This window comes from Streptomyces sp. KR80, assembly GCF_052245555.1.
Classification (GTDB): domain Bacteria; phylum Actinomycetota; class Actinomycetes; order Streptomycetales; family Streptomycetaceae; genus Streptomyces.
The window spans coordinates 157,265-181,304 of sequence record NZ_JBQQCD010000004.1; the positions used below are offsets into that span (position 1 = coordinate 157,265).

A 24,040-nucleotide genomic window follows, 5' to 3' on the forward strand; every position below is an offset into this window, starting at 1 on the left:
GCCCCGCCTTACGTCGGCCGCAGCCAGATCGTCGCCAGCGGCGGCAGCACAGCGAGGATGCTCGAGGAGCGGCCGTGCCACGGGGTCGGTTCCGGCTTCAGCAGATCGGGGTTGACGACATCGCTGCCCGCGTAGCGTGCCGCGTCCGTGTTGAGGATCTCCTGCCAGCCGGCGTCGTGGCTCGGGACGCCGAGGCGGTAGTCATGGCGGACCACCGGGGAGAGGTTGCTCACGCACAGCAGCGGGTTGCCAAAGGCGTCGTGCCGCAGGAAGGCGAAGACGTTGTCGGCCGCCGCGTCCGCCTCGACCCAGGCGAACCCCGACGGGTCGCTGTCGCGCTCCCAGAGGGCGGGCTGATCGACATAGATCCGGTTGAGGTCGCGCACCAGGGCGCGGACGCCACGATGGTCGCCGGCCGAGTGGTACGTGTCGTCCATCAGCCACCACTCCGGGCCGTGCGCCTGAGACCACTCCGCGCCCTGGGCGAACTCCTGGCCCATGAAGAGCAGCTGCTTGCCGGGGTGCGCCCACATGAAGCCCAGATACGCGCGGTGGTTGGCGCGCCGCTGCCACCAGTCGCCCGGCATCTTCGACACCAGGGCCTGCTTGCCGTGCACCACCTCGTCGTGCGAGATGGGCAGCACATAGTTCTCGCTGTACGCGTACACCATCGAGAAGGTCATCTCGTTGTGGTGGTACTTCCGATGGATCGGCTCCTTCGCCATGTAGCCGAGCGAGTCGTGCATCCAGCCCATGTTCCACTTCAGGCCGAAGCCGAGCCCGCCGAAGCCGCCAGGACCCACATGATGCGTGGCGCGGGTGACCCCGTCCCAGGCCGTGGACTCCTCGGCGATCGTCACCACGCCCGGGCAGCGCCGGTAGACCGTCGCGTTCATCTCCTGCAGGAAGGCGACGGCGTCGAGGTTCTCGCGGCCGCCGTACGCGTTCGGCGACCACTGGCCGTCCTCGCGCGAGTAGTCGAGGTAGAGCATCGAGGCGACGGCGTCCACCCGCAGGCCGTCGATGTGGAACTCCTCGCACCAGTAGACGGCGTTCGCGACCAGGAAGTTGCGGACCTCCCGGCGCCCGTAGTCGAACTCGAGCGTCCCCCAGTCGGGATGCTCGGCGCGGGACGGGTCCGCGTGCTCGTACAGCGGGGTCCCGTCGAAGCGGGCCAGAGCCCAGTCGTCCTTCGGGAAGTGCGCGGGAACCCAGTCGACCAGCACGCCGATCCCGGCCCGGTGCAGGGCGTCGACCAGGTACTTGAAATCGTCGGGCGTGCCCAGCCGCGCGGTGGGCGCGTAGTACGAGGTGACCTGGTAGCCCCAGGACGGGCTGTAGGGGTGCTCGGCGACCGGCATCAGCTCGACATGGGTGAAGCCCAGCTCCTTCACATACGCCGGAAGCTGCTCGGCGAGCTGCCGGTACGTCAGTCCGGGCCGCCAGGAGGCGAGGTGCACCTCGTAGACCGAGAACGGCGACTCGTGGATGCGCCGCTTGGGCCGGTTCGCCATCCACTCCTCGTCGCCCCATGTGTGGTGGGAGGCCGTGACGATCGACGCGGTGTCGGGCGGGCATTGGGTGCGGCGGGCCATCGGGTCGGCCCGCAACGAGCGCGAGCCGTCAGGACCCGTGATCTCGAATTTGTAGAGCGCGCCCTCGCCCATGCCCGGCATGAACAGCTCCCAGACGCCCGAGGAGCCCAGCGACCGCATGGGGAATCCAGTGCTGCCGTCCCAGTAGTTGAACTCCCCGACCAGGCGCACACCACGGGCGTTCGGGGCCCACACGGTGAACCGGGTGCCGGCCACGCCCTGGTGGGTCATCGGGTGCGCGCCGAGTGCCTTCCACAGTTGCTCGTGGCGGCCTTCGGAGATCAGATGCAGATCGAGGTCGCCGAGGGCGGGCAGGAAGGAGTACGGATCGTGGGTCGCGGACCCGTCGTCGGCCTCACCGCCGGCACCATGCCTGTCACCGTCACCGTCGCCGTACACGACCCGGAGCCGGTAGTCCGGGATCTCACTCAGGGGCAGGAGCGCCGCGAAGAGGCCGTCCTCCTCGGATGGCAGCTCCGCGAGCAGCCCGCCCGCCAGAACGGTCACGGACCGCGCGAACGGCCGCAGGGCACGGAAGACGACGCCGCCGGCGGTGGGATGGGCGCCGAGCAGAGCATGCGGATCGTGGTGGGTCCCGTCGAACAGCCGGTGCCGGTCACCGGGGTCCAACGGCGGCGCGGGCCGCACGCCCGCCCCGCCGCTGGGGATACCGCCCAGGCGAAGCTCTGGGGGAGCGTCCTTCCCGGCGCCCGGCGCCGCGTCGGGATCGGCCAACGTGGGCCGTGCCGCCGGGCGTTGGGCGGATGGGCGGCCCGCGGTTTTGCGCTTCCGGGGCGCGGGATCGCCGGCCGCCCGCCCGGCGGGGGAGCCGGTTGCGGAGGACTTCCCAGTCGTAGCGGGCCTGGGGGCACCCTCTGGGGGCCCCTCCCAGCGGTAGCTGGGGGAGGTAGTTCCCCTGGGGCTAACGGCCCGGGTGGGGGTCCCCTCGGCGGTAGGCCCTCCCCCAGCTACCGCTGGGGGTACCCCAGGGGGAGTGTCCTCGCCGCCCTCGTTCGGGAGGTGCGCGGGGCCGTCCGTCGCCGGAGTGGCATGCGGCCGGTGGTCCTTCCGGGCCTCCGCACGGTTCGGGCGGGCTGTGTCGGAGGGACGAGGGGCGGGCGATCGGCGGCGGGCGGTCACGGCTTGGGGCCTCCTCGGAGTAAACGGCGAGGTACGCCGTTCGGCGGCGGAGCGGCCTCCCGGGCGCGGGAGGTGGAGCAGCGAGGCATCGTCCTCACTCCCCAGAGCTTCGCCGGGTACCCCCAGGCCCCGGGCCACCCCGATGGGTGACAAGTAGCCCGGAGTTGGGGGTACCCCCAGGCGAATCTCTGGGGGAGGGTCATGTGGACGGCGCGGGTGGACTTCCGGCTGCCGGCCTCGGGGTTCCGGGTGCGGACCGGACGTCCGTACCAGATTGGCCCGCGGGCGCGGTTCCGGCACCTGGAGCGGGCCTGGTTACCGAAGGGGTTCCGCTATCCGGGGCCGACGGCCCCGCCGCGGTGGAGGGCTCCCGCAGGTTTGGCTGCCGGGCGGGGGCACGCGGTGCTTCCGGAGCGGTGGCGTTCCGACTCATCCCGGCGCGCGGGATCGCGGGCGCGCCGGGTACGCCCGCTGCCCCCGGCCCGTCCCGCACCGGCCTGTCCGGGAAGCCGGCCAGCCGGTGGATCGCGGCCATCGGGACCGGGAGCCAGTCGGGCCGGTGCCGCGCCTCGTACAGCACCTCGTACACCGCCTTGTCGGTCTCGTACGCACGCATCAGCTCCGGATCCTGGCGCAGGTCGACGCCCGCCGCCTCCGCGTAGCCGTCGCAGTAGGCCGCGCGGCTGCGCCGTGCCCACTCCTGAGCCCAGCCGGAGGCGGCGTGCGACAGGCCGTACGTACGGGCCGCGTAGTCGAAGGAGCGGAGCATCCCGGCGATATCGCGCGCCACCGGCTGCAGGCGGCGGCGCTCGGCGATCGGCCGGGCCGGCTCGCCCTCGAAGTCGATCAATGCCCAGCAGCCCCTCCGGGCGGTGCGCAGCGTCTGTCCGAGGTGCAGATCGCCGTGGATGCGCTGGGCCGGCCAGGTGCGGCCGCGCCGGCCAAGATCGGCGAACTCGTCGAAGGCCACGCGCAGCGGATCGCGGTACGGACGCAGCGCCGGAACCGCGGCCGCCGCCGCGTCGAGGCGGTCCGCCATGCCCGCGGCCAGCTGCTCGATCTGTTGCCGCCCGAGCACGGCGTTGGGCAGTGCGGCGGCCAGCGCCGTGTGCACCTCGGCCGTGGCCCGGCCGAGCGCCCATGCCGATACGGTGAAGTGCTCCCGTTTCGCCAGGGAGTTCAGCGCGAGCTCCCAGCCGTCGACGGATCCGGGCAGGTAGGGCTGCAGGATGCCGAGGGTCATCGGTTCTGCCGGGGGAGTGGTGCCCGGTGGCCCGGCCTCGGCCGTGGTCTCGAACCACGCCGTCGGGTGCGGCACCCGGTCGCAGCCCGCACGGGCCAGCGCCAGCGGCAGCTCCAGGTCGGGATTGACCCCGGATCCCACGCGCCGGAAGACCTTCAGGATGTACGCGTCGCCGTACACCACCGAGGAGTTGGACTGGTCGACGGCCAGCGGCTGCGGCGGGAGGCCGGAGGGGATGGCGGTGGACGGGGCGCGGCTGAAGCGGAGCGTGCCGAGCCGCCCCGGCACCCGCAGCCGCTCGAGCAGCAGCACCGCCAGTCGCGGATCCTGGAGGGCCTCGTAGACCGTACGGCCCTGCAGGGGACCTCCGGTGGGGCGGCCGATCAGGGCGTGGGCCAGGTGGGGCGGGAGGACGGAGCGCATCCCGAGCAGGAGTTGGTAGCAGTCCTCGGTCCGGGGCTCGGCCGGCTGCGGCCCGGACTGGTGGGCCTTGACCAGCAGATGAAGCAGCCCTGGAGCCGCGCCGCCCGCCCCGCAGGGCAGCAGCTCGGTGGCGGAGCCGAGCGAGAAGCCCGTGATGGACCGTCCCTTGCCCGCGAACCACCGTTGGCGGGGCAGCCATTCGCGCAGCAGCGGTACGAGCGAGGGCAGCAGAGTGAGGGAGGGTCCGACGGAACCGGACGCCGGGGCAGGGGTGGCCACACGGGTCGGGTTGGCGCGGGTCGAGCCTTCCGACATGGCGTCGCGTCCTTTCCCCGGGCACCCACGGAGGGCCAGAGTGTCCCGGATTGCGTGCGGGTCACCCCATGCTGAGAGCCATGGGGGCGGCTGTCCGGCGGTGCGGGACGTGTCGGGTGAGGATCGTCCGTACAGGTAGGCGGATTGGCCTAATCTCCCCCAGCTACTGCTGGCTGGGGGTGCCCCCTGCAGGAGGTATGGGAGAGACTGCCCATGGCGGGACGGAAGAAACCGGATGGTCCGGCCCGCCACGGGATCGCCCCCTTCGACCGCAGGAGCGGACTTCCCTACGGACCGAGAGGTGGAGCGGACAGCGGGCTCAGCTCGCGGGTGCGCTGCCGCTCACGGCGGGGACCGGAGCCCCCGGCCGCCGCAGCCGGAACCAGTAGAACCCGTGCCCCGCGAGGGTGAGCAGATACGGCAGCTCGCCGATCGCCGGGAAGCGCACCCCGCCGATCAGCTCCACCGGGTGCCGCCCGTTGAAGGACTGGAGATCCAGCTCGGTGGGCTGCGGGAAGCGCGAGAAGTTGTTGACGCAGAGCACCAGATCGTCCCCCTGCCCGTCACGGGAAGGCGCCTCGCGCAGGAAGGCGAGCACGGCCGGGTTGCTGGACGGCAGTTCGATGTACGAGCCGAGGCCGAACGCGGGATTCTGTTTACGGATCTCGATCATCCGGCGGGTCCAGTGGAGCAGCGACGAGGGGCTGCTCATGGACGCCTCGACGTTGGTGACCTGGTAGCCGTAGACCGGGTCCATGATGGTCGGCAGATAGAGCCGCCCGGGATCGCAGGAGGAGAAACCGGCGTTGCGGTCCGGCGTCCACTGCATCGGCGTACGGACCGCGTCCCGGTCACCCAGCCAGATGTTGTCGCCCATGCCGATCTCGTCGCCGTAATAGAGGATCGGTGAGCCGGGCAGGGACAGCAGCAGGGCGGTGAAGAGCTCGATCTGGTTGCGGTCGTTGTCCAGCAGCGGCGCGAGTCGGCGGCGGATGCCGATGTTGGCGCGCATCCGCGGGTCCTTGGCGTACTCCGCGTACATGTAGTCGCGCTCTTCGTCCGTGACCATCTCGAGGGTCAGCTCGTCGTGGTTGCGGAGGAAGATGCCCCATTGGCAGCCGGACGGGATGGCCGGGGTCTTGGCGAGGATTTCCGAGACGGGGTATCGCGACTCTCTGCGCACCGCCATGAAGATCCGCGGCATGACCGGGAAGTGGAAGGCCATGTGGCACTCGTCGCCGCCCTTGGTGTAGTCGCCGAAGTAGTCGACGACGTCCTCGGGCCACTGGTTGGCCTCGGCGAGCAGCACGGTGTCCGGGTAGTGCGCGTCGATCTCGGCGCGGACCCGCTTGAGCATCTCGTGGGTTTGCGGCAGGTTCTCGCAGTCGGTGCCCTCCTCGGCGTAGAGGTAGGGCACGGCGTCCAGCCGGAAGCCGTCGATGCCGAGGTCGAGCCAGAACCGGAGCGCCGAGATGATCTCCTCCTGAACGGCCGGGTTCTCGAAGTTGAGGTCCGGCTGGTGGGAGAAGAAGCGGTGCCAGTAGTACTGCTTGCGCACCGGGTCGAAGGTCCAGTTGGAGGCCTCGGTGTCGACGAAGATGATCCGCGCGTCCTGGTACTGCTTGTCGTCGTCGGCCCAGACGTAGTAGTCGCCGTACGGCCCGCCGGGGTCTCGCCGCGACTCCTGGAACCACGGGTGCTGGTCGCTGGTGTGGTTCATCACGAAGTCGATGATCACGCGCATGCCGCGCTGGTGTGCGGCGTCGACGAACTCCACGAAGTCGGCGAGGTCACCGAACTCGGGGAGCACCGCGGTGTAGTCCGAGACGTCGTAGCCGCCGTCCCGGAGCGGGGACTTGAAGAACGGCGGCAGCCAGAGGCAGTCCACGCCGAGCCATTGGAGGTAGTCGAGTTTGGCGGTGAGGCCTTTCAGGTCCCCGATGCCGTCACCGTTGCTGTCCTGGAAGGAACGGACGAGCACTTCGTAGAAGACGGCGCGTTTGAACCAGTCGGGGTCGCGGTCCCTGGCCGGCGTGTCCTCGAAGGTGTCCTGGACGGGCTCGTTGACGATCATGTTGTGGGTGACCCTCCGATCGGTGAGGACGGTCGCAGGGCGCTGTGCTCGTCCGGGCTCTGTCCCTCGCCCATCGGCCTCCCCCCGCCGCCTTTCCCAGGACGCAGCGGGGAGAGTCCGTCCGCCGCGCCGGGCGGTAGCTGATGCCGCAGGTTCCCGGACCCGAAACCGGACAGTACGTGCGCGGGCCTGATGCCCGGCTCGAGGCGCACATAGTTGGCCCTGCCCCAGTGGTAGGTCTCACCGGTGAGCTCGTCGCGCACCGGGGCGGACTCGTGCCAGTCCAGGCCGAGTTCCGGCATGTCCAACGAGACCGTCGCCTCCTGGGTGTGGTGGGGGTCGAGGTTGACGACGGTGAGGACGGTGTCCGTGGTGCCGCCTCCTGCGCGCTTGGAGTAGGCGATCACCGCGTCGTTGTCGACCGAGTGGAAATGCAGCCGGCGGAGCTGCTGGAGCGCCGGGTGACGGCGCCGGATCCGGTTGAGCGCGGTGATGAGCGGGGCGATCGTACGGTTCTCGCGTTCGGCCGTCTCCCAGTCGCGCGGGCGCAGCTCGTACTTCTCCGAGTTCAGGTACTCCTCGCTGCCCGGTCGCAGCGGGGTGTTCTCGCAGAGCTCATAGCCGGCGTAGACGCCCCAGGTGGGGGAGAGCGTGGCGGCGAGGACCGCGCGGACCTCGAAGGCGGGCCGGCCGCCCTCCTGGAGGTACGCGTGCAGGATGTCCGGGGTATTCACAAAGAAGTTGGGCCGCATGTACGCCGCGGCCTCGCCCGACAGTTCGGTGAGGTATTCGGTGAGCTCCTGTTTGGTGTTGCGCCAGGTGAAGTACGTGTAGGACTGCTGGAAGCCGACCGCGGCGAGGGTGTGCATCATGGCGGGCCTGGTGAACGCCTCGGCGAGGAAGATGACATCGGGGGCGTGGCGGTTGATGTCGCCGATGACCTTCTCCCAGAAGGACACGGGCTTGGTGTGCGGGTTGTCGACCCGGAAGATCCGCACCCCGTGGTCCATCCAGAAGCGAAGGATCCGCAGGGTCTCCTGGACGAGCCCGCGCATGTCCGCGTCGAAGGCGATCGGATAGATGTCCTGGTACTTCTTCGGCGGGTTCTCGGCGTAGGCGATGGTGCCGTCGGCCCGGTGGTGGAACCACTCGGGGTGCTTGAGGGCCCAGGGATGGTCGGGCGAGCACTGCAGCGCGAAGTCCAGCGCCACTTCCATCCGCAGATCGTGCGCGGTGCGTACGAAGTGGTCGAAATCCGCCAGGGTGCCCAGCTCGGGGTGGACGGTGTCATGGCCGCCCTCGGTCGAGCCGATCGCCCAGGGTGAGCCGACGTCGTGCGGTCCCGCCGAGAGGGTGTTGTTGGGGCCCTTGCGGTAGGCGGTGCCGATCGGGTGGATGGGCGGGAGATAGACCACGTCGAAACCCATGGCGGCGACGGAGGGCAGCCGTTCGGCGGCCGTACGGAAGGTTCCGCTGACCGGAGGGCGACCCGGCTTCACCACCGCGCCCTCGGAGCGGGGGAAGAGCTCGTACCACGACCCGTACAGCGCGCGCCGGCGCTCGACCTGGAGGGGCAGCCCGCGTCCGGGGGTGACCAACTCGCGCAGCGGATGACGGTCCAGCACGGTGACGACCTCGGGGGTGAGCGCCGCCGCCAGCCGGGCCGTGGCCGGGCGCTGTTCGTCGCGCAGTGCGTCCACCGCCCGCAGCACGCATTCGCGGCCCGCACTCTTGGGAACCCCGGCCGCCGCTTGCTCGTGCAGCGCGGCGCCCTCGGTCAGCACGAGGTCGGTGTCGATCCCGGCCGGAATCTTGATCCCGGCGTGGTGGCGCCAGGTGGCGATCGGATCGCTCCACGCCTCGACCGTGTAGCTCCAGCGGCCTTCGACATCCGGTGTGACCTCGGCACCCCAGCGGTCGGTGCCCGGCGCGAGCTCCCGCATCGGCGTCCAGGGGCCGGCCCGGCCCGCCGGGTCGCGCAGGACCACATTCGCGGCCACCGCGTCGTGGCCCTCGCGGAAGACGGTGGCGGTGACCTCAAAGCTCTCGCCCACCACCGCCTTGGCCGGGCGCCGCCCGCAGTCCACGAGCGGGCGGATGTCGAGTACGGGGATGCGTCCGATCACGAGATCACCTGGAGGTGTTGCGACGTCAGCCACTTTGTGGGCTTTTGTACTTTCTATCTTCTTCACTGACGACGTGCTGGCTGCGGGCATGGGCGCTCCTGTCCGCGTTCACTCAGGTGGGCGACTGTGTGGTGCGGGGGCCGTTCAGGGGCGCGAGATTTCCCCCTACCTGCGGCGGGCGGACCCCACCGGGGGAGACTGCCCAGAGTTGCCTGGGGTGCAATCCGGCTGCGCAGGGCCTACCGCGGCGTAAGGGTAAAAACACGGACCGGCCCCGCGCCGAGGGCGCGGGACCGGTCCTGTGGTGACCGAAAGCGGAGACGTGAGTCGGTCAGTTGTTCACTTGCAGCAGGAGGTTGGGGGACCCCAGTCCCTCGAGCTTGACCTTGCCCGCAGCAGCCTTGTCGGCCAGGGCCTTCGCCACCTCGGCCGGGCTCGCCGTCGGGTGGGCCGCAAGGTGGAGCGCGGCGCCGCCGGCCACGTGCGGGGTGGCCATCGACGTGCCGGAGATGGTGTTCGACGCGGTGTCGGAGGTGTTCCAGGCCGCCGTGATGCCCGCACCGGGGGCGAACAGATCCAGCTTGCTGCCCCAGTTGGAGAAGTACGCCCGGTTGTCGGTCTTGTCCGTCGCACCGACTGTTATGGCCTCACTGACCCGGGCGGGTGATGTGAGGTCCGCGGGGAGCGAGTCGTTGCCCGCTGCGATCGCGAAGGTCACCCCGCTGGCGATCGCATTGCGCACCGCGGTGTCGAGAGCGGAGTTGGCCGGGCCGCCCAGGCTCATATTGGCCACCGCCGGCTTCTTCGCGTTCTTGGCCACCCAGTCGATGCCGGCGACGACCTGGGAGGTGGAACCGGAACCCTCGTCGTTCAGCACCCGTACAGCAACGATGTCGGCCTTCTTCGCCACGCCGTAGGCAGTGCCGGCCACGGTCGCCGCGACATGCGTGCCGTGACCGTTGCCGTCCTGCGCGGTCGCGTCGTTGTCGACGAAGTCCCGGCCGCTGGTCGCCCGGCCGCCGAAGTCCTGGTGGGTGGTGCGCACCCCGGTGTCGATGATGTACGCCGTCGCGCCCGCGCCCCCACCGGCCGGCGAGGTGTACGACTTGTCCAGCGGGAGGTCCGGCTGGTCGATCCGGTCCAGGCCCCAGGACGGCGGGTTGGGCTGGGTGTCCTGCACGGACACTTTGGTGTCCTGGGCCACGGAGGCGACCTGCGGGTCGGCGGCGAGAAGCAGGGCCTGCGGTGCGGTGAGGCGGACGGCGTATCCATTGAGCGCCGTGCTGAAGGTGTGACGTATGGTCGCGCCGTACTTCTGGACGAGCGCCTTGCCGGCGTCGGAGGCAGCGGTGAGCCCCTCGGAGCCGGACTTCAGTGTGACGATGTAGCTTCCGCTGATCGCGCCGGGCGAGCCGGCGCCGAGTATTCGCCCCTCGGTGGGTGCGCCGCGAGCGGGGAGTGTGCCGACTGCCAGCGCGGCGGTTGTGGCGACTGCTGTCAGGAGTGCCGCGCGTCGGAAGTGGGGTCGCGTCGGTGCCATGCTGAAGGTCCCTTCGTCGGCACTGGGGTGCGTTCGCGACAGAATCTCGCCAGTTACGCGCCAGTACAAGACCTTGCGCAGGCTGGAAATCGCCGCTATGGGCCGCGGGAGGAGATAGGACGCGACCGTTCGGGCGCATGGAAGCACTGGCGGCCGTGCGCCGTGGTGACCGGCGGCGGGGCGCGGCTACCGTCGAAGCGTGAAGGCCATTCGTCGATTCAGCGTGCGCCCCGTCCTTCCGGAATCCCTACGACCGCTCAGTGAGCTGGCGCGTAATCTGCGCTGGTCCTGGCACCCTGAGACCCGCGAGCTCTTCCAGGCCGTCGACCCGGAGGGCTGGCAGGCAGCCGGGGGAGACCCCGTGCGGCTGCTCGGTTCGGTATCCGCCTCGCGGCTCGCCGACCTCGCCGAGGACCGCCGTTTCCTCCGGCGGCTGGCGGCAGCGGCCGACGACCTCGACGACTATCTCGTAGGACAGCGCTGGTACCAGACCGCAGACCCCGAGCTGCCTGCGGCCATTGCCTACTTTTCGCCCGAGTTCGGCATCACCGCAGCCCTCCCGCAGTACTCCGGCGGCCTCGGCATTCTCGCCGGCGACCATCTCAAGGCCGCCAGTGACCTCGGCGTTCCCCTCATCGGCGTCGGACTGCTCTACCGGCACGGCTACTTCCGGCAGTCCCTCTCCCGCGAGGGATGGCAGCAGGAGCAGTACCCGGTGCTCGACCCCAACGAGCTGCCGCTGTCCATGCTCCGCGAGCCCGACGGCAGGCCCAGCCAAGTCGCCCTCGCCCTGCCCGGCGGCCGATCGCTGCGCGCGTATATCTGGCAGGCCCGGGTGGGCCGGGTGCCCTTGCTGCTGCTGGACTCCGATGTGGAGGAGAACGGCCCCGGCGAGCGCGATGTCACCGACCGGCTCTACGGCGGGGGCAGCGAACACCGGCTGCTCCAGGAGATGCTGCTCGGCATCGGCGGTGTCCGCGCCGTCCGTACGTACTGCTGGCTCACCGGGCACCCCGCGCCGGAGGTCTTCCACACCAACGAAGGCCACGCCGGCCTCCTCGGCCTCGAACGGATCCGTGAGCTCGGCGAGGGGGGCCTGGACTTCGACGCCGCCCTCGAAGCCGTTCGGGCCGGGACGCTTTTCACCACCCATACGCCTGTTCCCGCCGGTATCGACCGGTTCGATCGGGAGCTCGTCGCCCGGCACTTCGGCGAGGGCGGCGAGCTGCCGGGCGTCGACCTCGGCCGGATCCTCGGGCTCGGCATGGAGACCTACCCGGGCGGGGAACCCAATCTCTTCAACATGGCCGTGATGGGCCTGCGCCTCGCCCAGCGGGCGAACGGCGTGAGCACCCTGCACGGCAAGGTCAGCCGGGAGATGTTCGCAGGCCTCTGGCCGGGCTTCGACCCGGAGGAGGTGCCGATCACCTCGGTGACCAACGGTGTGCACGCGCCCACCTGGGTCGCCCCGGAGGTCCTCGAACTCGGTGCCCGCCAGGTCGGCCTCGACCACGCCGAGGACGCCCTCGCCGGTGGCGCCTCGCCTAGCTGGGACGCGCTCGCCGACATTCCCGGTGAGGAGATCTGGGAGCTGCGCCGGACCCTGCGTGAGCAACTGATCGAAGAGGTCCGCACCCGGCTGTACGCATCCTGGCGGCAGCGCGGCGCGGGCACCGCGGAACTCGGCTGGATCGACGGCGTACTGGACCCGGACGTTCTCACCATCGGCTTCGCCCGCCGCGTCCCCTCCTACAAGCGGCTCACCCTCATGCTGCGCGACCGCGACCGGCTGATGCGGCTGCTGCTCCACCCCGAGCGGCCGGTCCAGATCGTGGTCGCGGGCAAGGCGCACCCGGCCGACGACAGCGGCAAGCGGCTCGTCCAGGACCTGGTCAAGTTCTCCGACGACCCGCGGGTGCGGCAGCGCATCGTCTTTCTGCCCGACTACGGCATGGCGATGGCCCAGAAGCTCTACCCCGGCTGCGACGTCTGGCTGAACAATCCGCTCCGCCCGCTGGAGGCGTGCGGCACCTCCGGCATGAAGGCCGCGCTCAACGGGGCCCTCAACCTCTCGGTGCTGGACGGCTGGTGGGACGAATGGTACGAGCCGGACTTCGGCTGGGCCGTTCCGACCGCCGACGGCTCAGCCACCAGCGAGGAGCGCCGCGACGATCTGGAGGCGGTCGCGCTCTACAAGCTGCTGGAGGAGCGGGTCGCGCCGTGCTTCTACGACCGGGGCCGCAGCGGGTTGCCCGACCGTTGGATCGAGATGGTCCGGCAGACCCTCGTCTCCCTCGGTCCCAAAGTGCTGGCGGGGCGGATGGTCCGCGAGTACGTGGAGCGGCTGTACGCGCCCGCCGCCCGGGCCCACCGCACGCTCGACGAGGAGGCGGCGCGGGAACTGGCCGCCTGGAAGGCCCGGGTGCGCGCCGCCTGGCCGCGGGTCGCCGTCGACCATGTGGAGGCCTCGGCCGCCACCGAAGTGGGCGGCAGCGCCGAGCTCGGCGCCACGCTGGCGCTGCGGGTCCGGGTCGCCCTCGCGGACCTGGGGCCCGACGACGTCGAAGTTCAGGCCGTCGCCGGCCGGGTCGACGGGGAGGATCGGATCACGGACTCCGTGGCCGTGCCGCTCAAACCGACGGGCGGGACGGACACCGAAGGGCGTCGGCTGTACGAGGGGCCGCTCGCGCTGAACCGCACCGGCCCCTTCGGCTACACCGTGCGGATCCTTCCCTCGCACCGGCTGCTGGCCTGCCCGGCGGAACTGGGGCTGGTCGCCGTGCCGTCGGAGACCACCGGGGAGGCGGCCGGAGTGCTGATGCGATAGGGCCGGTCCGCGCTCGTGGAAAAGCCGCATCACATCCCGCACTTGATGTGATGCGGCCCGGCATCCGATGCGCAGGGTCGCGTGGCGGAGCGGTAAGGCGGTACCCGGGGGGCGTGGAAGGGGCACCCCCGGGTACCGCCGGCTGGTCGGGACCCTGGTGTCACCGAGCGGTCACCGAGCTGTCAGAAGGTCACCTTCCAGCTGTTGATGTAGCCGGTGTCCGCGGAGTAGACGTCCTGGACGCGGAGGTTCCAGGTGCCGCCCGCCGCCTCGGAGGAGGCGTCCACCGCGTACGTCGCCTTGACGTTGTCCGCCGAGTCGGAGGAGCTGGAGTTCTTCAGCCGGTATGCGGTGCCGTCCGGCGCGACCAGGTCGATCACCAGGTCGCCGCGGTAGGTGTGGACGATGTCCACATCCACCGTCAGGGCGCTCGGCGCGTTGCCGCTGCGGCTGACTGCGACGGCTGAGGTGACCGCGGAGCCCGCGTCCGGGATGGCCACGTCGGCGGTGTTCTCGAAGCTGCTGCCCCCGCCGCCGTCGGTGGCCCGGCTACCGACCGCCACCGCGGCCCAGGCGTTGGCCACCTCCTTGTACGAGGCGGAGTCCTGGCCGAAGAGGTCGGCGGCGGCCTGCAGGGTGGCCGTACGAGCCCCCGCGTAGTTGGTGTTGGAGGACATGCGCTCGGTCAGCGCCTTGAACCAGACCTTCTCGGCGTTGGCCCGGCCGATGCCCTTGACCGGCAGGTTGTCGTAGGTCGGCGAGTCGTAGGTCACCCCGTTGATGACCTTCTGGCCGCTGCCTTCGGAGAGCAGGTAGAAGAAGTGGTTCGCCGGGCCGGAGGAGTAGTGGACGTCGATGTTCCCTATCCCCGCGTACCAGTTGTCCTTGGACTTGCCGTCCCTGCTCGGCTTGTCCATGTAGCGCAGCGGATTGCCGTTGCCATGGATATCGATCTTCTCGCCGACGAGGTAGTCACCGAGATCCTTGGGGTTGTTCGCCCAGAACTCCACGGCCGCCGCGAAAATGTCCGAGGTCGCCTCGTTGAGGCCGCCGGACTCGCCGCTGTAGACGAGCTTCGCGGTGGCGGAGGTGAGGCCGTGCGTCATCTCGTGGGCCGCGACGTCGATGGAGGTGAGCGGCTTGGCGTTGCCGGAGCCGTCGCCGTAGGTCATGCAGAAGCAGCCGTCGGACCAGAAGGCGTTGACATAGTTGTTGCCGTAATGGACTCGGGAGTACGCGGCGACACCGTCGTTGCGTATGCCGTTGCGCCCGTGCACGGTCTTGAGGTAGTCCCAGGTCAGCTGGGCGCCGAAGTGGGCGTCCACACCGGCGGTCTGCGGCTCGCTCGGCTGGCCGTTGCCCCAGGTGTCGTCGGCGTCGGTGAAGAGGGTGCCGGTGCCGGACGTACCGCGGTTGAGGTTGTACGTCTTGCTGTTGCCGCGGGTGGTGTCGTTCATCTGGTACTGGCCGCCGGACTGCGAGGTGCCGATGGTCACCTGTCCGCTGTACTGGCTGTTGCCGGTGCCCTCCATGACGGCCTGGTACTCGTGCAGCGTCTTCCCGGTCCGCGCGTCGGTGATCACGTGCAGTTCGTTCGGGGTGCCGTCGTGCTGCAGCCCGCCGACGACGGTCTCCCAGGCGAGTACGGGCTTGCCGCTCGCCGCCCAGACCACCTTGCGCGGCGCCCGGTCGGCCTTGCGGTTCTTCGACCCTTCGGACTTCGCTGCCTTCAGGGCCTTCGCCTCGGCCGCCCCGGCCGTGACATCGGCAGCTGTGGACGGAACGGAGATCCGGGAGTTGACGGCCTTGTTGACCCCCTTGACCTCGCCCGCCTTGGACTGATGGGCGATCAGGTCGCCGCCGAGGACCGGAAGGCCGGCATAGGTGCGCTCGTAGCGGGTGTGGAGCGAACCGTCGGCGTTCTTCACCACATCACGGGCGACCAGCTTCTCTTTCGCGCCGAGGTTGAGGGACTCGCCGGTCTCGGCCCGGGTGGCCTGTGCGTCGCGGATCAACTCCGCGCGCTGGGACGGGGAGAGCTTGACGGGCAGGGCGCCCGGATCGGGCTTGGCAAGGGCCCGATCGGCCCGTGCCTCGGCGTCCGGCCGCGCGGTGGCGGTGCCGGTCTGGACGCCGACCGCGAGCATCGCCGTCACGGCGACCAGTGCGCCGGTGGCCACGGCGCGACGCCGGGGGCCTCTGAGGGGGTTGCTTCTCACGCGGACTCCTTCTGCTGCGGGCAGACCCGATCGGACATGCCCAGGGGGGTTACCGGACGGCAAGGGTTGTGCCACCGGGCAGAACTCAGCAGTTCGCAGAACGGGTGGAACCTGACGTGCACGTGGAACGCCCCCAGCCGTAGCTGGGGGAGGTAGCTGGGGGAGTGCCCCCAGGGGGAAGCGTGCGGAGGTACGGCCGTGCGGGACGCGACCGCTGCGCCAGCCTTGGGTATGAGTGGGGGGTGCTGTGCCACGGTCGAGGGAAGCGTGCCACTACCGTCAGGTAGATGTCAGGGGCACGGCAACAAGTTGGCCGGAAACGTCCGTTGGTCACAGAGCGGTGCCCGCATAACGAACGCTTCACGATGCGTTCACGGTGCGGGGGCGTGCCGCGCGCTCGCGCGCGGGTACTTACACGGTGCCGCCCGGTCAGACCAGGCTGTCCCGCCATGCCTGGTGCAGGGAGGCGAAGGCTCCGCGGCCCGCGATGAGGTGGTCCGGAGTGCCGTCCTCGGCGATCCGGCCGTCGGCCATCACCAGCACCCGGTCGGCGATCTCCACCGTCGACAGGCGGTGCGCGATGACGACCGCCGTACGGCCGCGCAGCACCGTGCCCATCGCCCGCTGCACCGCCCGCTCGCCCGGAATGTCCAGCGATGACGTCGCCTCGTCCAGAATCAGCACACCCGGATCGGCGAGCAGCGCGCGGGCGAATCCCACCAGTTGGCGCTGGCCGGCGGAGATCCGGCCGCCCCGCTTGCGGACATCGGTGTCGTAGCCGTCCGGCAGGGAGGCGATGAAGGCGTGCGCGCCGATGGCCTTGGCGGCGCGCACGATCTCCTCGCGGTCGGCGTCGGGGCGGCCGAGCGCGATGTTCTCGGCGACCGTGCCGGAGAAGAGAAAGGCCTCCTGGGTCACCATCACGACCCCGCGGCGCAGCTCCGGGCCCGTCAGATCGCGCAGATCCACCCCGTCGAGCAGGATCCGGCCTTCGGTCGGGTCGTAGAAGCGGGCGAGGAGCTTCGCGAGCGTGGACTTGCCCGCGCCCGTCGCACCGACGAGGGCGGTGGTCTGCCCGGCCGGCAGGACCAGGTCGAATCGAGGCAGGACCTCGCCGCCCGTACGGTAGGCGAAGCGCACGCCCTGGAAGACGACCTCGCGCCCGGGCTCGTCCGAGGCACGGTCCGGCAGCGGCTTCGGAGCTTCCGGTTCCGGTACGGACGGCCGCGTGGCGAGCAGGCCCGCGATCTTCTCCAGGGAGGCGGCCGCGGACTGGTAGGAGTTGAGGAACATCGCGAGATGGTCGATGGGGTCGTACAGGCGTCGCAGATACAGCACGGCGGCGGCGAGCACGCCCAGGGCGAGCCCCCCGGCCGCCACCCGGTATGCACCCCACAGGACGATCGCCGCGACGGCGACGTTGGCGACCAGCCTGGACGAGACCACGTAGCGGGCCATCTCCAGGATCGCATCGCCGTTCGCCCGTTCGTGGCGGTGGTTGAGCCCTCGGAACGCCTGGTCGTTCGCCCGTTCGCGGCGGAACGCCTGCACCGGCCGGATGCCGTTCATCGTCTCGGCGAACCTCACGATGACGGCGGCGATGGCTGTCGACCGCTTCCCGTAGACGGCCATCGAGCGACGCCGGAAGGACCGTACGAGCAGATACAGCGGCCCGAAGGACAGCGCGGCGCACGCTCCCAACCCCCAGTCCAAATACAGCAGCAGAGCGGAGATGTAGACCACCGAGAGGGCGACTCCGAGCAACTCCTCCAGGCCTTCGTTGAGGAGTTCGCGCAGTGACTCGACATCGGTGGTGGCGCGGGAGATGAGGCGGCCGGAGGTGTAGCGCTCGTGGAAGTCCACGCTCAGCGCCTGGGCGTGGCGGAAGATCCGGCCGCGGAGTTCGAGCAGCACGTCCTGGCTGATCCGGGCCGAGGCCCGGACGAACGCGTACTGGAGAAGACCGGAGGCGAGCGAGCAGAGGAGGTACGCGGCGGCGACGGCGGTGAGCGGACCGTACGCGCCCCGCCGGACCGCGGGGACGGCGTGGTCGATGGCCACCGCGACCAGCAGCGGGCCCGCCTGCAGCATGGCCTGCTGCAGCAGCAGGAGGACGGCGGCCACCCGGACACGCACCCGGTGCGGGCGCAGCAGGGACATCAACAGCGCCCGGGACGCCCCCTTGGGCGCGGGCAGCACGTCCCGGTCGAAGGGGTCGCCCGACGGCGGGTCATCTCGGGCCGGGCGGGAGTCCGCGCCGCTGTGCGACACGGTGGAGCCCGTGTCGGTCCGGCCGTTGGCGCGGGCCGACGCCTCGCCGACATCCGCGTCCCCGGGCACGGCCGCCGCGTCAGGGGCGGTGCCGGGCGGCCCGGTGGAGCCGACCGCCGTGCGCACCCCGCCTCCTGCGACGGGGGCGGACGCGTCGACCGCGACATTCCCGTCGTCGTTGTCAGGGGCCGGATCTCCGGTGCCTGCGGATGTCATCGCGGGGATCCTCCTTCGGCGGCGGACGGGTCCGGTGCGCGGCGAGGCATGTGGTCGTCGTCCGGCCCGCCCGCCATGAGGTCGCGGTACTCCGCGACCTCGTGCAGAAGTTCGCGGTGGGTGCCGACCGCGGTGATGCGGCCACCGGACAGCAGGGCCACCCGGTCGGCGAGCAGCACCGTGGACGGGCGGTGCGCGACGACGAGCGCGGTCGTCGTCGCAAGCACCTGCCGCAGGGCGGCCTCCACCAGTGCCTCGGTGTGGACGTCCAGCGCGGAGAGTGGGTCGTCGAGGACGAGGAACCGCGGACGGCCGACCACGGCACGAGCCAGTGCGAGCCGCTGCCGCTGGCCGCCCGACAGGCTCAAGCCCTGCTCGCCGACCTGGGTCTGCGGGCCCTGGGGCAGCCGGTCCACGAAGTCGGCCTGCGCGACCTGCAGAGCACGCCGGAGGTCGGTGTCGTCGGCGGTGTCCGCGCCCATGAGGACGTTCTCGGCTGCCGTCGTGGAGAAGAGCGTGGGCTCCTCGAAAGCGACCCCGACCAGTTCCCGCAGCCGGGACCGGGGGATCGCGGCGATGTCCTCGCCGTCGAGGGCGATCCGGCCGCGCGTCACGTCGTGGAGTCTGGGGACGAGGGCGGTGAGGGTGGTCTTGCCGGAGCCGGTGGCGCCGACGAGGGCCATGGTCTCGCCGGGCCGGATGTGCAGGTCCACTCCGTGAAGGGTGGGCGGGGTGTCCGGGGGCGCATCGGGATACCGGAACTCGACGCCCTCGAACCGCAGTCCGCCCTCCGGGCGGGGTGTCTCCCGCCCATCCGCCCTTCCCTCGTACGAGCCGAGCGGCCCGACCTGCTCCGGTGGCCCCTCGGCCGGGTCGCCGGTTACAGCGTCCTGGGACCGGTTCCGCACCCGCGGCCGACGCCGGTGCGCGGCCGCAGGCGGGATCTCCGCGCGGTACCCGGAGGCGCCCGATGCGCGAGCATCGATGGGCTCCGGGGCATCCATGACCTCGAAGTACCGTTCCGTGGCGGTCGCCGCCTCCTGACTCATCGCCAGCAGGAAGCCGATCGACTCCACCGGCCAACGCAGCGCCAGCGCCGTGGAGAGGAACGCCACGAGCGTTCCGGCGGACAGCTCGCCGTCCGCGACGCGGACCGTCCCCAGCACCAGCGCCGCGCCGATCGCGATCTCCGGGAGGGTGAGGATCAGCGCCCACAGCCCCGCCAGCAGCCGTGCCTTGTGCAGCTCCGTGCCGCGCAGCCGCCGGGACAGCGAGCGGAAGGCCCGTACCTGGCTGTGATGGCGCCCGAAGCCCTTGATGATGCGGATGCCGAGGACGCCCTCCTCGACGACCGTCGTCAGTTCACCGACCTGGTCCTGGGCCGTGCGGGCGGCGCGGGCGTACCGCGCCTCGAACCACGAGCAGAGGATCAGCAGGGGGACCACCGGCACGAGCAGCACCAGCCCGAGCGTCCACTCCTGGGCGAGCAGGATGGCGACTCCCACCAGGATCGTCGTGCCGTTCACGAGCAGAAAGGTCAGCGGGAAGGCCAGGAACATCCGCAGCAGCTGCAGATCGGTCGTGGCCCGGGACAGCAGCTGCCCCGACGGCCAGCGGTCGTGGAAAGAGACCGGCAGCCGCTGCAGGTGCCGGTAGAGATCCTCGCGCATCGCGGCCTCGACCCCGGCGAGCGGCCGGGCCACCAGCCAGCGCCGCAGGCCGAAGAGCCCGGCCTCCGCGACCCCGAGCAGCAGCAGATACCCGCCTCCGAGCCACACCCCGCCCGGATCCCGCGCGGCGACCGGACCATCCACCATCCACTTGAGCACGAGCGGAATGACCAGCCCCAGGCAGGACGCGACGATCGCCACCAGAGCCGCCGTGAACAGCCGCACCCGTACCGGCCGCACATACGGCCATAGCCGCAGCAGCGTGCGCACCGCCGAACGCTCGCTCGCGGAGCGTTCAGCGGCGGAGTCGGACGTCGGCTTCGGCTCGGGGCGCGTGGCAGTCATCAGGAGTGAGACTACGGTTCGCCACTGACACGCCTCATCCGATTTCTTCGCCGGGCGCCCCCGCCGCACCGACGGTTCGTCAGCCCGGGAGCGCCCGGAACAGCAACACCGATCGCTCCGGCACCTCGTACGAGCCCGCCGGGTGGCGCGTGCCCGGCGGACCGGACTGGTCCTCCCGCGAGGTGTCCACCAGCAGCTCGTACTCCGCCCCCCACGGGGGTTCCGGGAGGGTGAAGCGCCCCGGCTCGGGGTCGGCATGAAGCACCGCCAGGAAACTGTCGTCCAGGACCGGCTCGCCCCGCTCGTCGCGCTGCGGTATGTCGCGGCCCGAGAGGTACAGGCCGAGGGTCGCCGTGGGGGCATACCAGTCGGCCTCGGTCATCTCCTGACCCTCCGCCGTGAACCAGGCGATGTCCCGCAGCCCGTCGGGGCCCTGTGGCCGCCCCGAGAAGAAGGCGCGGCGGCGCAGCACCGGGTGCGCATGGCGCAGGGCGACGAGCCGGGAGACCAGTTCGGTCAGCGCGTGCCAGCCGGGGTCCTCCAGCAGCGACCAGTCCACCCAGCTGATCTCGTTGTCCTGGCAGTACGCGTTGTTGTTGCCGTGCTGCGTACGGCCCAGCTCGTCACCCGCGACCAGCATGGGCACCCCGGTCGACAGCAGCAGGGTGGTCAGCAGATTGCGCAGCTGGCGGCGGCGCAGGGCGAGTACCGCGGGGTCGTCGGTCTCGCCCTCCGCCCCGCAGTTCCAGGAGCGGTTGTCGTTCGTGCCGTCGCGATTGCCCTCGCCGTTGTCCTCGTTGTGCTTGCGCTCGTAGCTCACCAGGTCGCGCAGCGTGAAGCCGTCGTGGGCCGTGACGAAGTTGACCGAGGCGTACGGGCGGCGGCCGCCCCAGGCGTAGAGGTCGCTGGAGCCGGACAGCCGGTACCCCAGGTCCCGTACATCGGGCAGTGCGCCGCGCCAGAAGTCCCGTACGGCGTCCCGGTAGCGGTCGTTCCACTCGGTCCACAGCGGCGGGAAGGCCCCGACCTGATAGCCGCCCGAGCCGATGTCCCACGGCTCGGCGATCAGTTTCACCCGGCGCAGCACGGGGTCCTGCGCGATCACGGCGAGAAACGGCGAGAGCATGTCCACGTCGTGCATGGAGCGGGCCAGCGCCGCCGCCAGGTCGAAGCGGAAGCCGTCGACGCCCATCTCGGCCACCCAGTAGCGCAGCGAATCGGTGATCAGGCGCAGCACATTGGGCCGGCCGGCATGGAGGGTGTTGCCACAGCCGGTGTAGTCCGCGTAGCGGCGGGGATCCGCCTGGAGGCGGTAGTAGCCGCGATTGTCGATGCCCCGCAGGGAGAGCATCGGCCCCAACTCGCCTGCCTCCGCGGTGTGGTTGTAGACCACGTCGAGGATGACCTCGATGCCCGCGGCGTGCAGGGCCCGTACCATCTGTTTGAACTCGCCGACCTGCTGCCCGCAGGTTCCGGAGGCGGAGTAGGCGGCGTGCGGTGCGAAGTAGCCGATCGAGTTGTAGCCCCAGTAATTGCGCAGCCCCCGGCGCAGCAGATGGTCCTCGTGCGCGAACTGATGCACCGGCAGCAGTTCGACGGCCGTCACCCCGAGCCGGGTGAGATGCTCGATCGCGGCCGGGTGGCCCAGCCCCGCGTAGCTGCCCCGCAGTTCGGCCGGGATCCGTGGGTGCCGCATGGTGAAGCCGCGCACATGCAGCTCGTAGATGACCGAGTCGGCCCAGGGTGTCTTGGGACGGTAGTCGTCGGACCAGTCGTCGTCGTCGGACACGACGACGCCCTTGGGGACGTACGGCGCCGAGTCGCGGTCGTCCCGGACGGTGTCGGCGACATGCTGCTCCGGCCAGTCCCGTACGTGTCCGTACACCTCCGGAAGAAGACCGCTGCGACTCCCGCGGGGGACGCTGCGCCCGTCAGCGGCTCCGCCGCGGGCCGAGCCCCCGAAATCGCCGTCCACCGCCCGCGCGTACGGGTCGAGCAGGAGCTTGGCGGGATTCCAGCGCGCTCCGGTCCACGGGTCCCAGCGGCCGTGCACCCGGAATCCGTAGCGCTGCCCCGGGCGCACGCCGGGCACGAAGCCGTGCCAGATCTCATGGGTCAGCTCGCCCAGCGGACAGCGCGTCTCGTTGCCCTCGGCGTCGAACAGACACAGCTCCACCGCCTCGGCCCCGCCCGCCCACAGGGCGAAGTTCGTCCCCGCCACCCCGTCGGGACCGACCCGGAACCGGGCCCCGAGCGGCTGCGGGCTGCCCGGCCGGGCCTGGGCGCCTGCCACCCGGCCCGGGCCGCTGCTCGTCCCGGCCCCGGCGGCTGTACGGCCCGCCGCCCACGCGGCCGCGTCCGTGCCGCCCGGTTCGCCCCCGCCGCCGTTCGCCGCGGTCCCGGCCGCCTCCGGCGTGCGGTGGAGTCCAGCGTCCGGGCCTCCCCTGGCTGCCTCGTGCTCGGGTGCGCTCGACACGTGTTCGCCTCCGGGGCTCGCGGCGGTGCCCTCCTGCCGGCGCGGCGAGGAGGAACAGTCCATACGGACGTCGAGCCTTGGCGGTGGCGGGCCGTCGGCGCTGGGACGGCCGCCGCCCGGGGAGTGCACCCGGCGTCCCTTCCGGAGCGTCTCCCGGCTCGCGGTTCTTCCCCCTGTTCTGCCCGCTCGGGGACCCGCCCTCACGTTTCCCCCGCCGGGGTGTGATCGTTGGGTTCCGCGTGAGGAGAGCAGACAGGCGCGCGCGGCGCGCAGGGGTGAGCTACGCCGTCGCGGTCGCGCTGGCCGCGGCCGTGGCTGCGGCGGGGGGTTGCGGCCCGTCCGCGACCGGGATCGACGCCGCGTCGACGTCGCGGGAGCAGGCCATCAGGGTCACCCCGGTGGACGGTGCCAAGGGCGTGGCGGCCCGGGCCCGGCTCGAGGTGTCGGTGCCGGACGGACGACTGGAGCGGGTCCGGGTGGCCCGGGTCGGGGATGCGTACGACGATCCCGTACCGGGGCGCATCACCCAGGACGGGCTGCGCTGGCGTCCGGCGCGCGACCGCGAGCTCGCGCCGGCCGCCAAGTACGCGGTGGACGTGGTCGCCCTCGACGGCCACGGCCGTCGTGCCGCCCGGCACACCACCTTCACCACCTTCGTCCCAGGGCGCCGTTTCATCGGCTACTTCCGGCCCGAGCACGGCTCCCTCGTCGGCACGGGGATGATCGTCTCCTTCGACTTCAACCGGCCGATCGCGGACCGCGCCGTCGTCGAGCGCGCCATCCGGGTCACCGCCCGCCCGTCGGTGCCGGTCGTCGGCCACTGGTTCGGCAACCGTCGGCTGGACTTCCGCCCGCGTACGTACTGGAAGCCCGGCACCCAGGTCTTCGTACGGCTGCGGCTGCGCGGGCTCGAAGCGGCGCCGGGGATGCGCGGCATCCAGCACAAGACGGTGAGCTTCACCGTCGGCCGCAGCCAGGTGAGCACGGTCGACGCGGCGGCGCACACCATGACCGTGCTGCGCGACGGCAGGAGGCTCACCACGCTGCCCATCACGGCGGGGGCACCCGATACGCCCACCTACAACGGCCGGATGGTGATCAGTGAGAAGTACCAGGTGACGCGGATGAACGGGGACACCGTCGGCTTCGGCGGTGAGTACGACATCCCGGACGTACCGCACGCGCTGCGGCTCACCGCGTCCGGAACGTTCCTGCACGGCAACTACTGGACCTCGCCGCGGATCTTCGGCACCGCCAACACGACCCATGGCTGTGTCGGGCTGCACGACGTGCAGGGCAGCAGGAGGGCCACCGCGGCGCGCTGGTTCTACGACAACTCCCTGATCGGAGACGTGGTGCGGGTGGTGCACAGCACCGATCGCACGGTGGCACCGGACAACGGTCTCGGGGGCTGGAACGTGACCTGGAGGCGGTGGCGGGCCGGCTCGGCCCTGAACTGATTCCCGCCCTGCTTCCCCGCCTGTGCCCCGTACCGACCACCCATGGCCATGACTTGGGACTGATCCGTGACATTCACGGGGAGTTCTTTGTCAAGGCGGT

At 71.1% G+C, this 24,040-nt stretch carries 11 protein-coding genes; 2 read left to right on the top strand and 9 right to left on the bottom strand.

Annotation, left to right across the window (positions count from 1 at the left end; genetic code table 11):
* Positions 1-8: 8 nt before the first annotated feature.
* From glgB to ACTWQI_RS08330, 5 genes are all read right to left on the bottom strand, one after another.
* On the bottom strand, positions 9-2,243 hold the full coding sequence (gene glgB / locus ACTWQI_RS08310; protein ID WP_443269335.1) for a 1,4-alpha-glucan branching enzyme: 2,235 nt from the start codon (positions 2,241-2,243) through the stop codon (positions 9-11).
* A gap of 691 nt (positions 2,244-2,934) precedes the next feature.
* A complete protein-coding gene (locus tag ACTWQI_RS08315) occupies positions 2,935-4,716 on the bottom strand; it encodes a maltokinase N-terminal cap-like domain-containing protein (protein WP_443268940.1) in 1,782 nt (593 codons plus the stop codon).
* A gap of 319 nt (positions 4,717-5,035) precedes the next feature.
* The gene (gene treS, locus ACTWQI_RS08320; protein WP_443268942.1) at positions 5,036-6,790 is read right to left on the bottom strand and encodes a maltose alpha-D-glucosyltransferase; all 1,755 of its coding nucleotides are present in this window, start codon (positions 6,788-6,790) and stop codon (positions 5,036-5,038) included.
* Positions 6,787-8,916 (bottom strand): maltotransferase domain-containing protein, encoded by a 2,130-nt coding sequence (locus ACTWQI_RS08325; protein WP_443268944.1) that lies wholly within the window; start codon positions 8,914-8,916, stop codon positions 6,787-6,789. The genes treS and ACTWQI_RS08325 overlap by 4 nt, the downstream gene beginning before the upstream one ends.
* A 331-nt stretch (positions 8,917-9,247) precedes the next feature.
* Positions 9,248-10,456, bottom strand: coding sequence for a S8 family peptidase (locus tag ACTWQI_RS08330; RefSeq protein ID WP_443268946.1), 1,209 nt, complete (start codon positions 10,454-10,456; stop codon positions 9,248-9,250).
* A gap of 199 nt (positions 10,457-10,655) precedes the next feature.
* Here ACTWQI_RS08330 and glgP point away from each other — a divergent pair, with 199 nt between their 5' ends.
* A complete protein-coding gene (gene glgP, locus ACTWQI_RS08335) occupies positions 10,656-13,283 on the top strand; it encodes an alpha-glucan family phosphorylase (RefSeq protein ID WP_443268948.1) in 2,628 nt (875 codons plus the stop codon).
* A gap of 182 nt (positions 13,284-13,465) precedes the next feature.
* Here glgP and ACTWQI_RS08340 read toward each other — a convergent pair whose 3' ends face one another.
* The 4 genes from ACTWQI_RS08340 to glgX form a co-directional block, all read right to left on the bottom strand.
* Complete coding sequence (locus tag ACTWQI_RS08340; RefSeq protein WP_443269336.1) at positions 13,466-15,430, bottom strand: M4 family metallopeptidase; 1,965 nt, start codon at positions 15,428-15,430, stop codon at positions 13,466-13,468.
* 501 nt (positions 15,431-15,931) lie between these two features.
* A complete protein-coding gene (locus ACTWQI_RS08345) occupies positions 15,932-17,989 on the bottom strand; it encodes an ABC transporter ATP-binding protein (protein ID WP_443268950.1) in 2,058 nt (685 codons plus the stop codon).
* The gene (locus ACTWQI_RS08350) at positions 17,986-20,004 is read right to left on the bottom strand and encodes an ABC transporter ATP-binding protein (protein WP_443268952.1); all 2,019 of its coding nucleotides are present in this window, start codon (positions 20,002-20,004) and stop codon (positions 17,986-17,988) included. Before ACTWQI_RS08350 ends, ACTWQI_RS08345 begins: the two co-directional genes overlap by 4 nt.
* Before the next feature lie 79 nt (positions 20,005-20,083).
* Positions 20,084-22,480: a glycogen debranching protein GlgX gene (gene glgX / locus ACTWQI_RS08355; RefSeq protein WP_443268954.1), complete on the bottom strand. Its 2,397-nt coding sequence runs from the start codon at positions 22,478-22,480 to the stop codon at positions 20,084-20,086.
* 239 nt (positions 22,481-22,719) lie between these two features.
* On the opposite strand from glgX, the gene ACTWQI_RS08360 reads away from it, so the two are divergent.
* Positions 22,720-23,940 carry an Ig-like domain-containing protein gene (locus ACTWQI_RS08360; protein WP_443268956.1) on the top strand — a complete coding sequence of 407 codons (1,221 nt, stop codon included), beginning with the start codon at positions 22,720-22,722 and terminating at the stop codon, positions 23,938-23,940.
* The last annotated feature ends 100 nt before the right edge of the window (positions 23,941-24,040 follow it).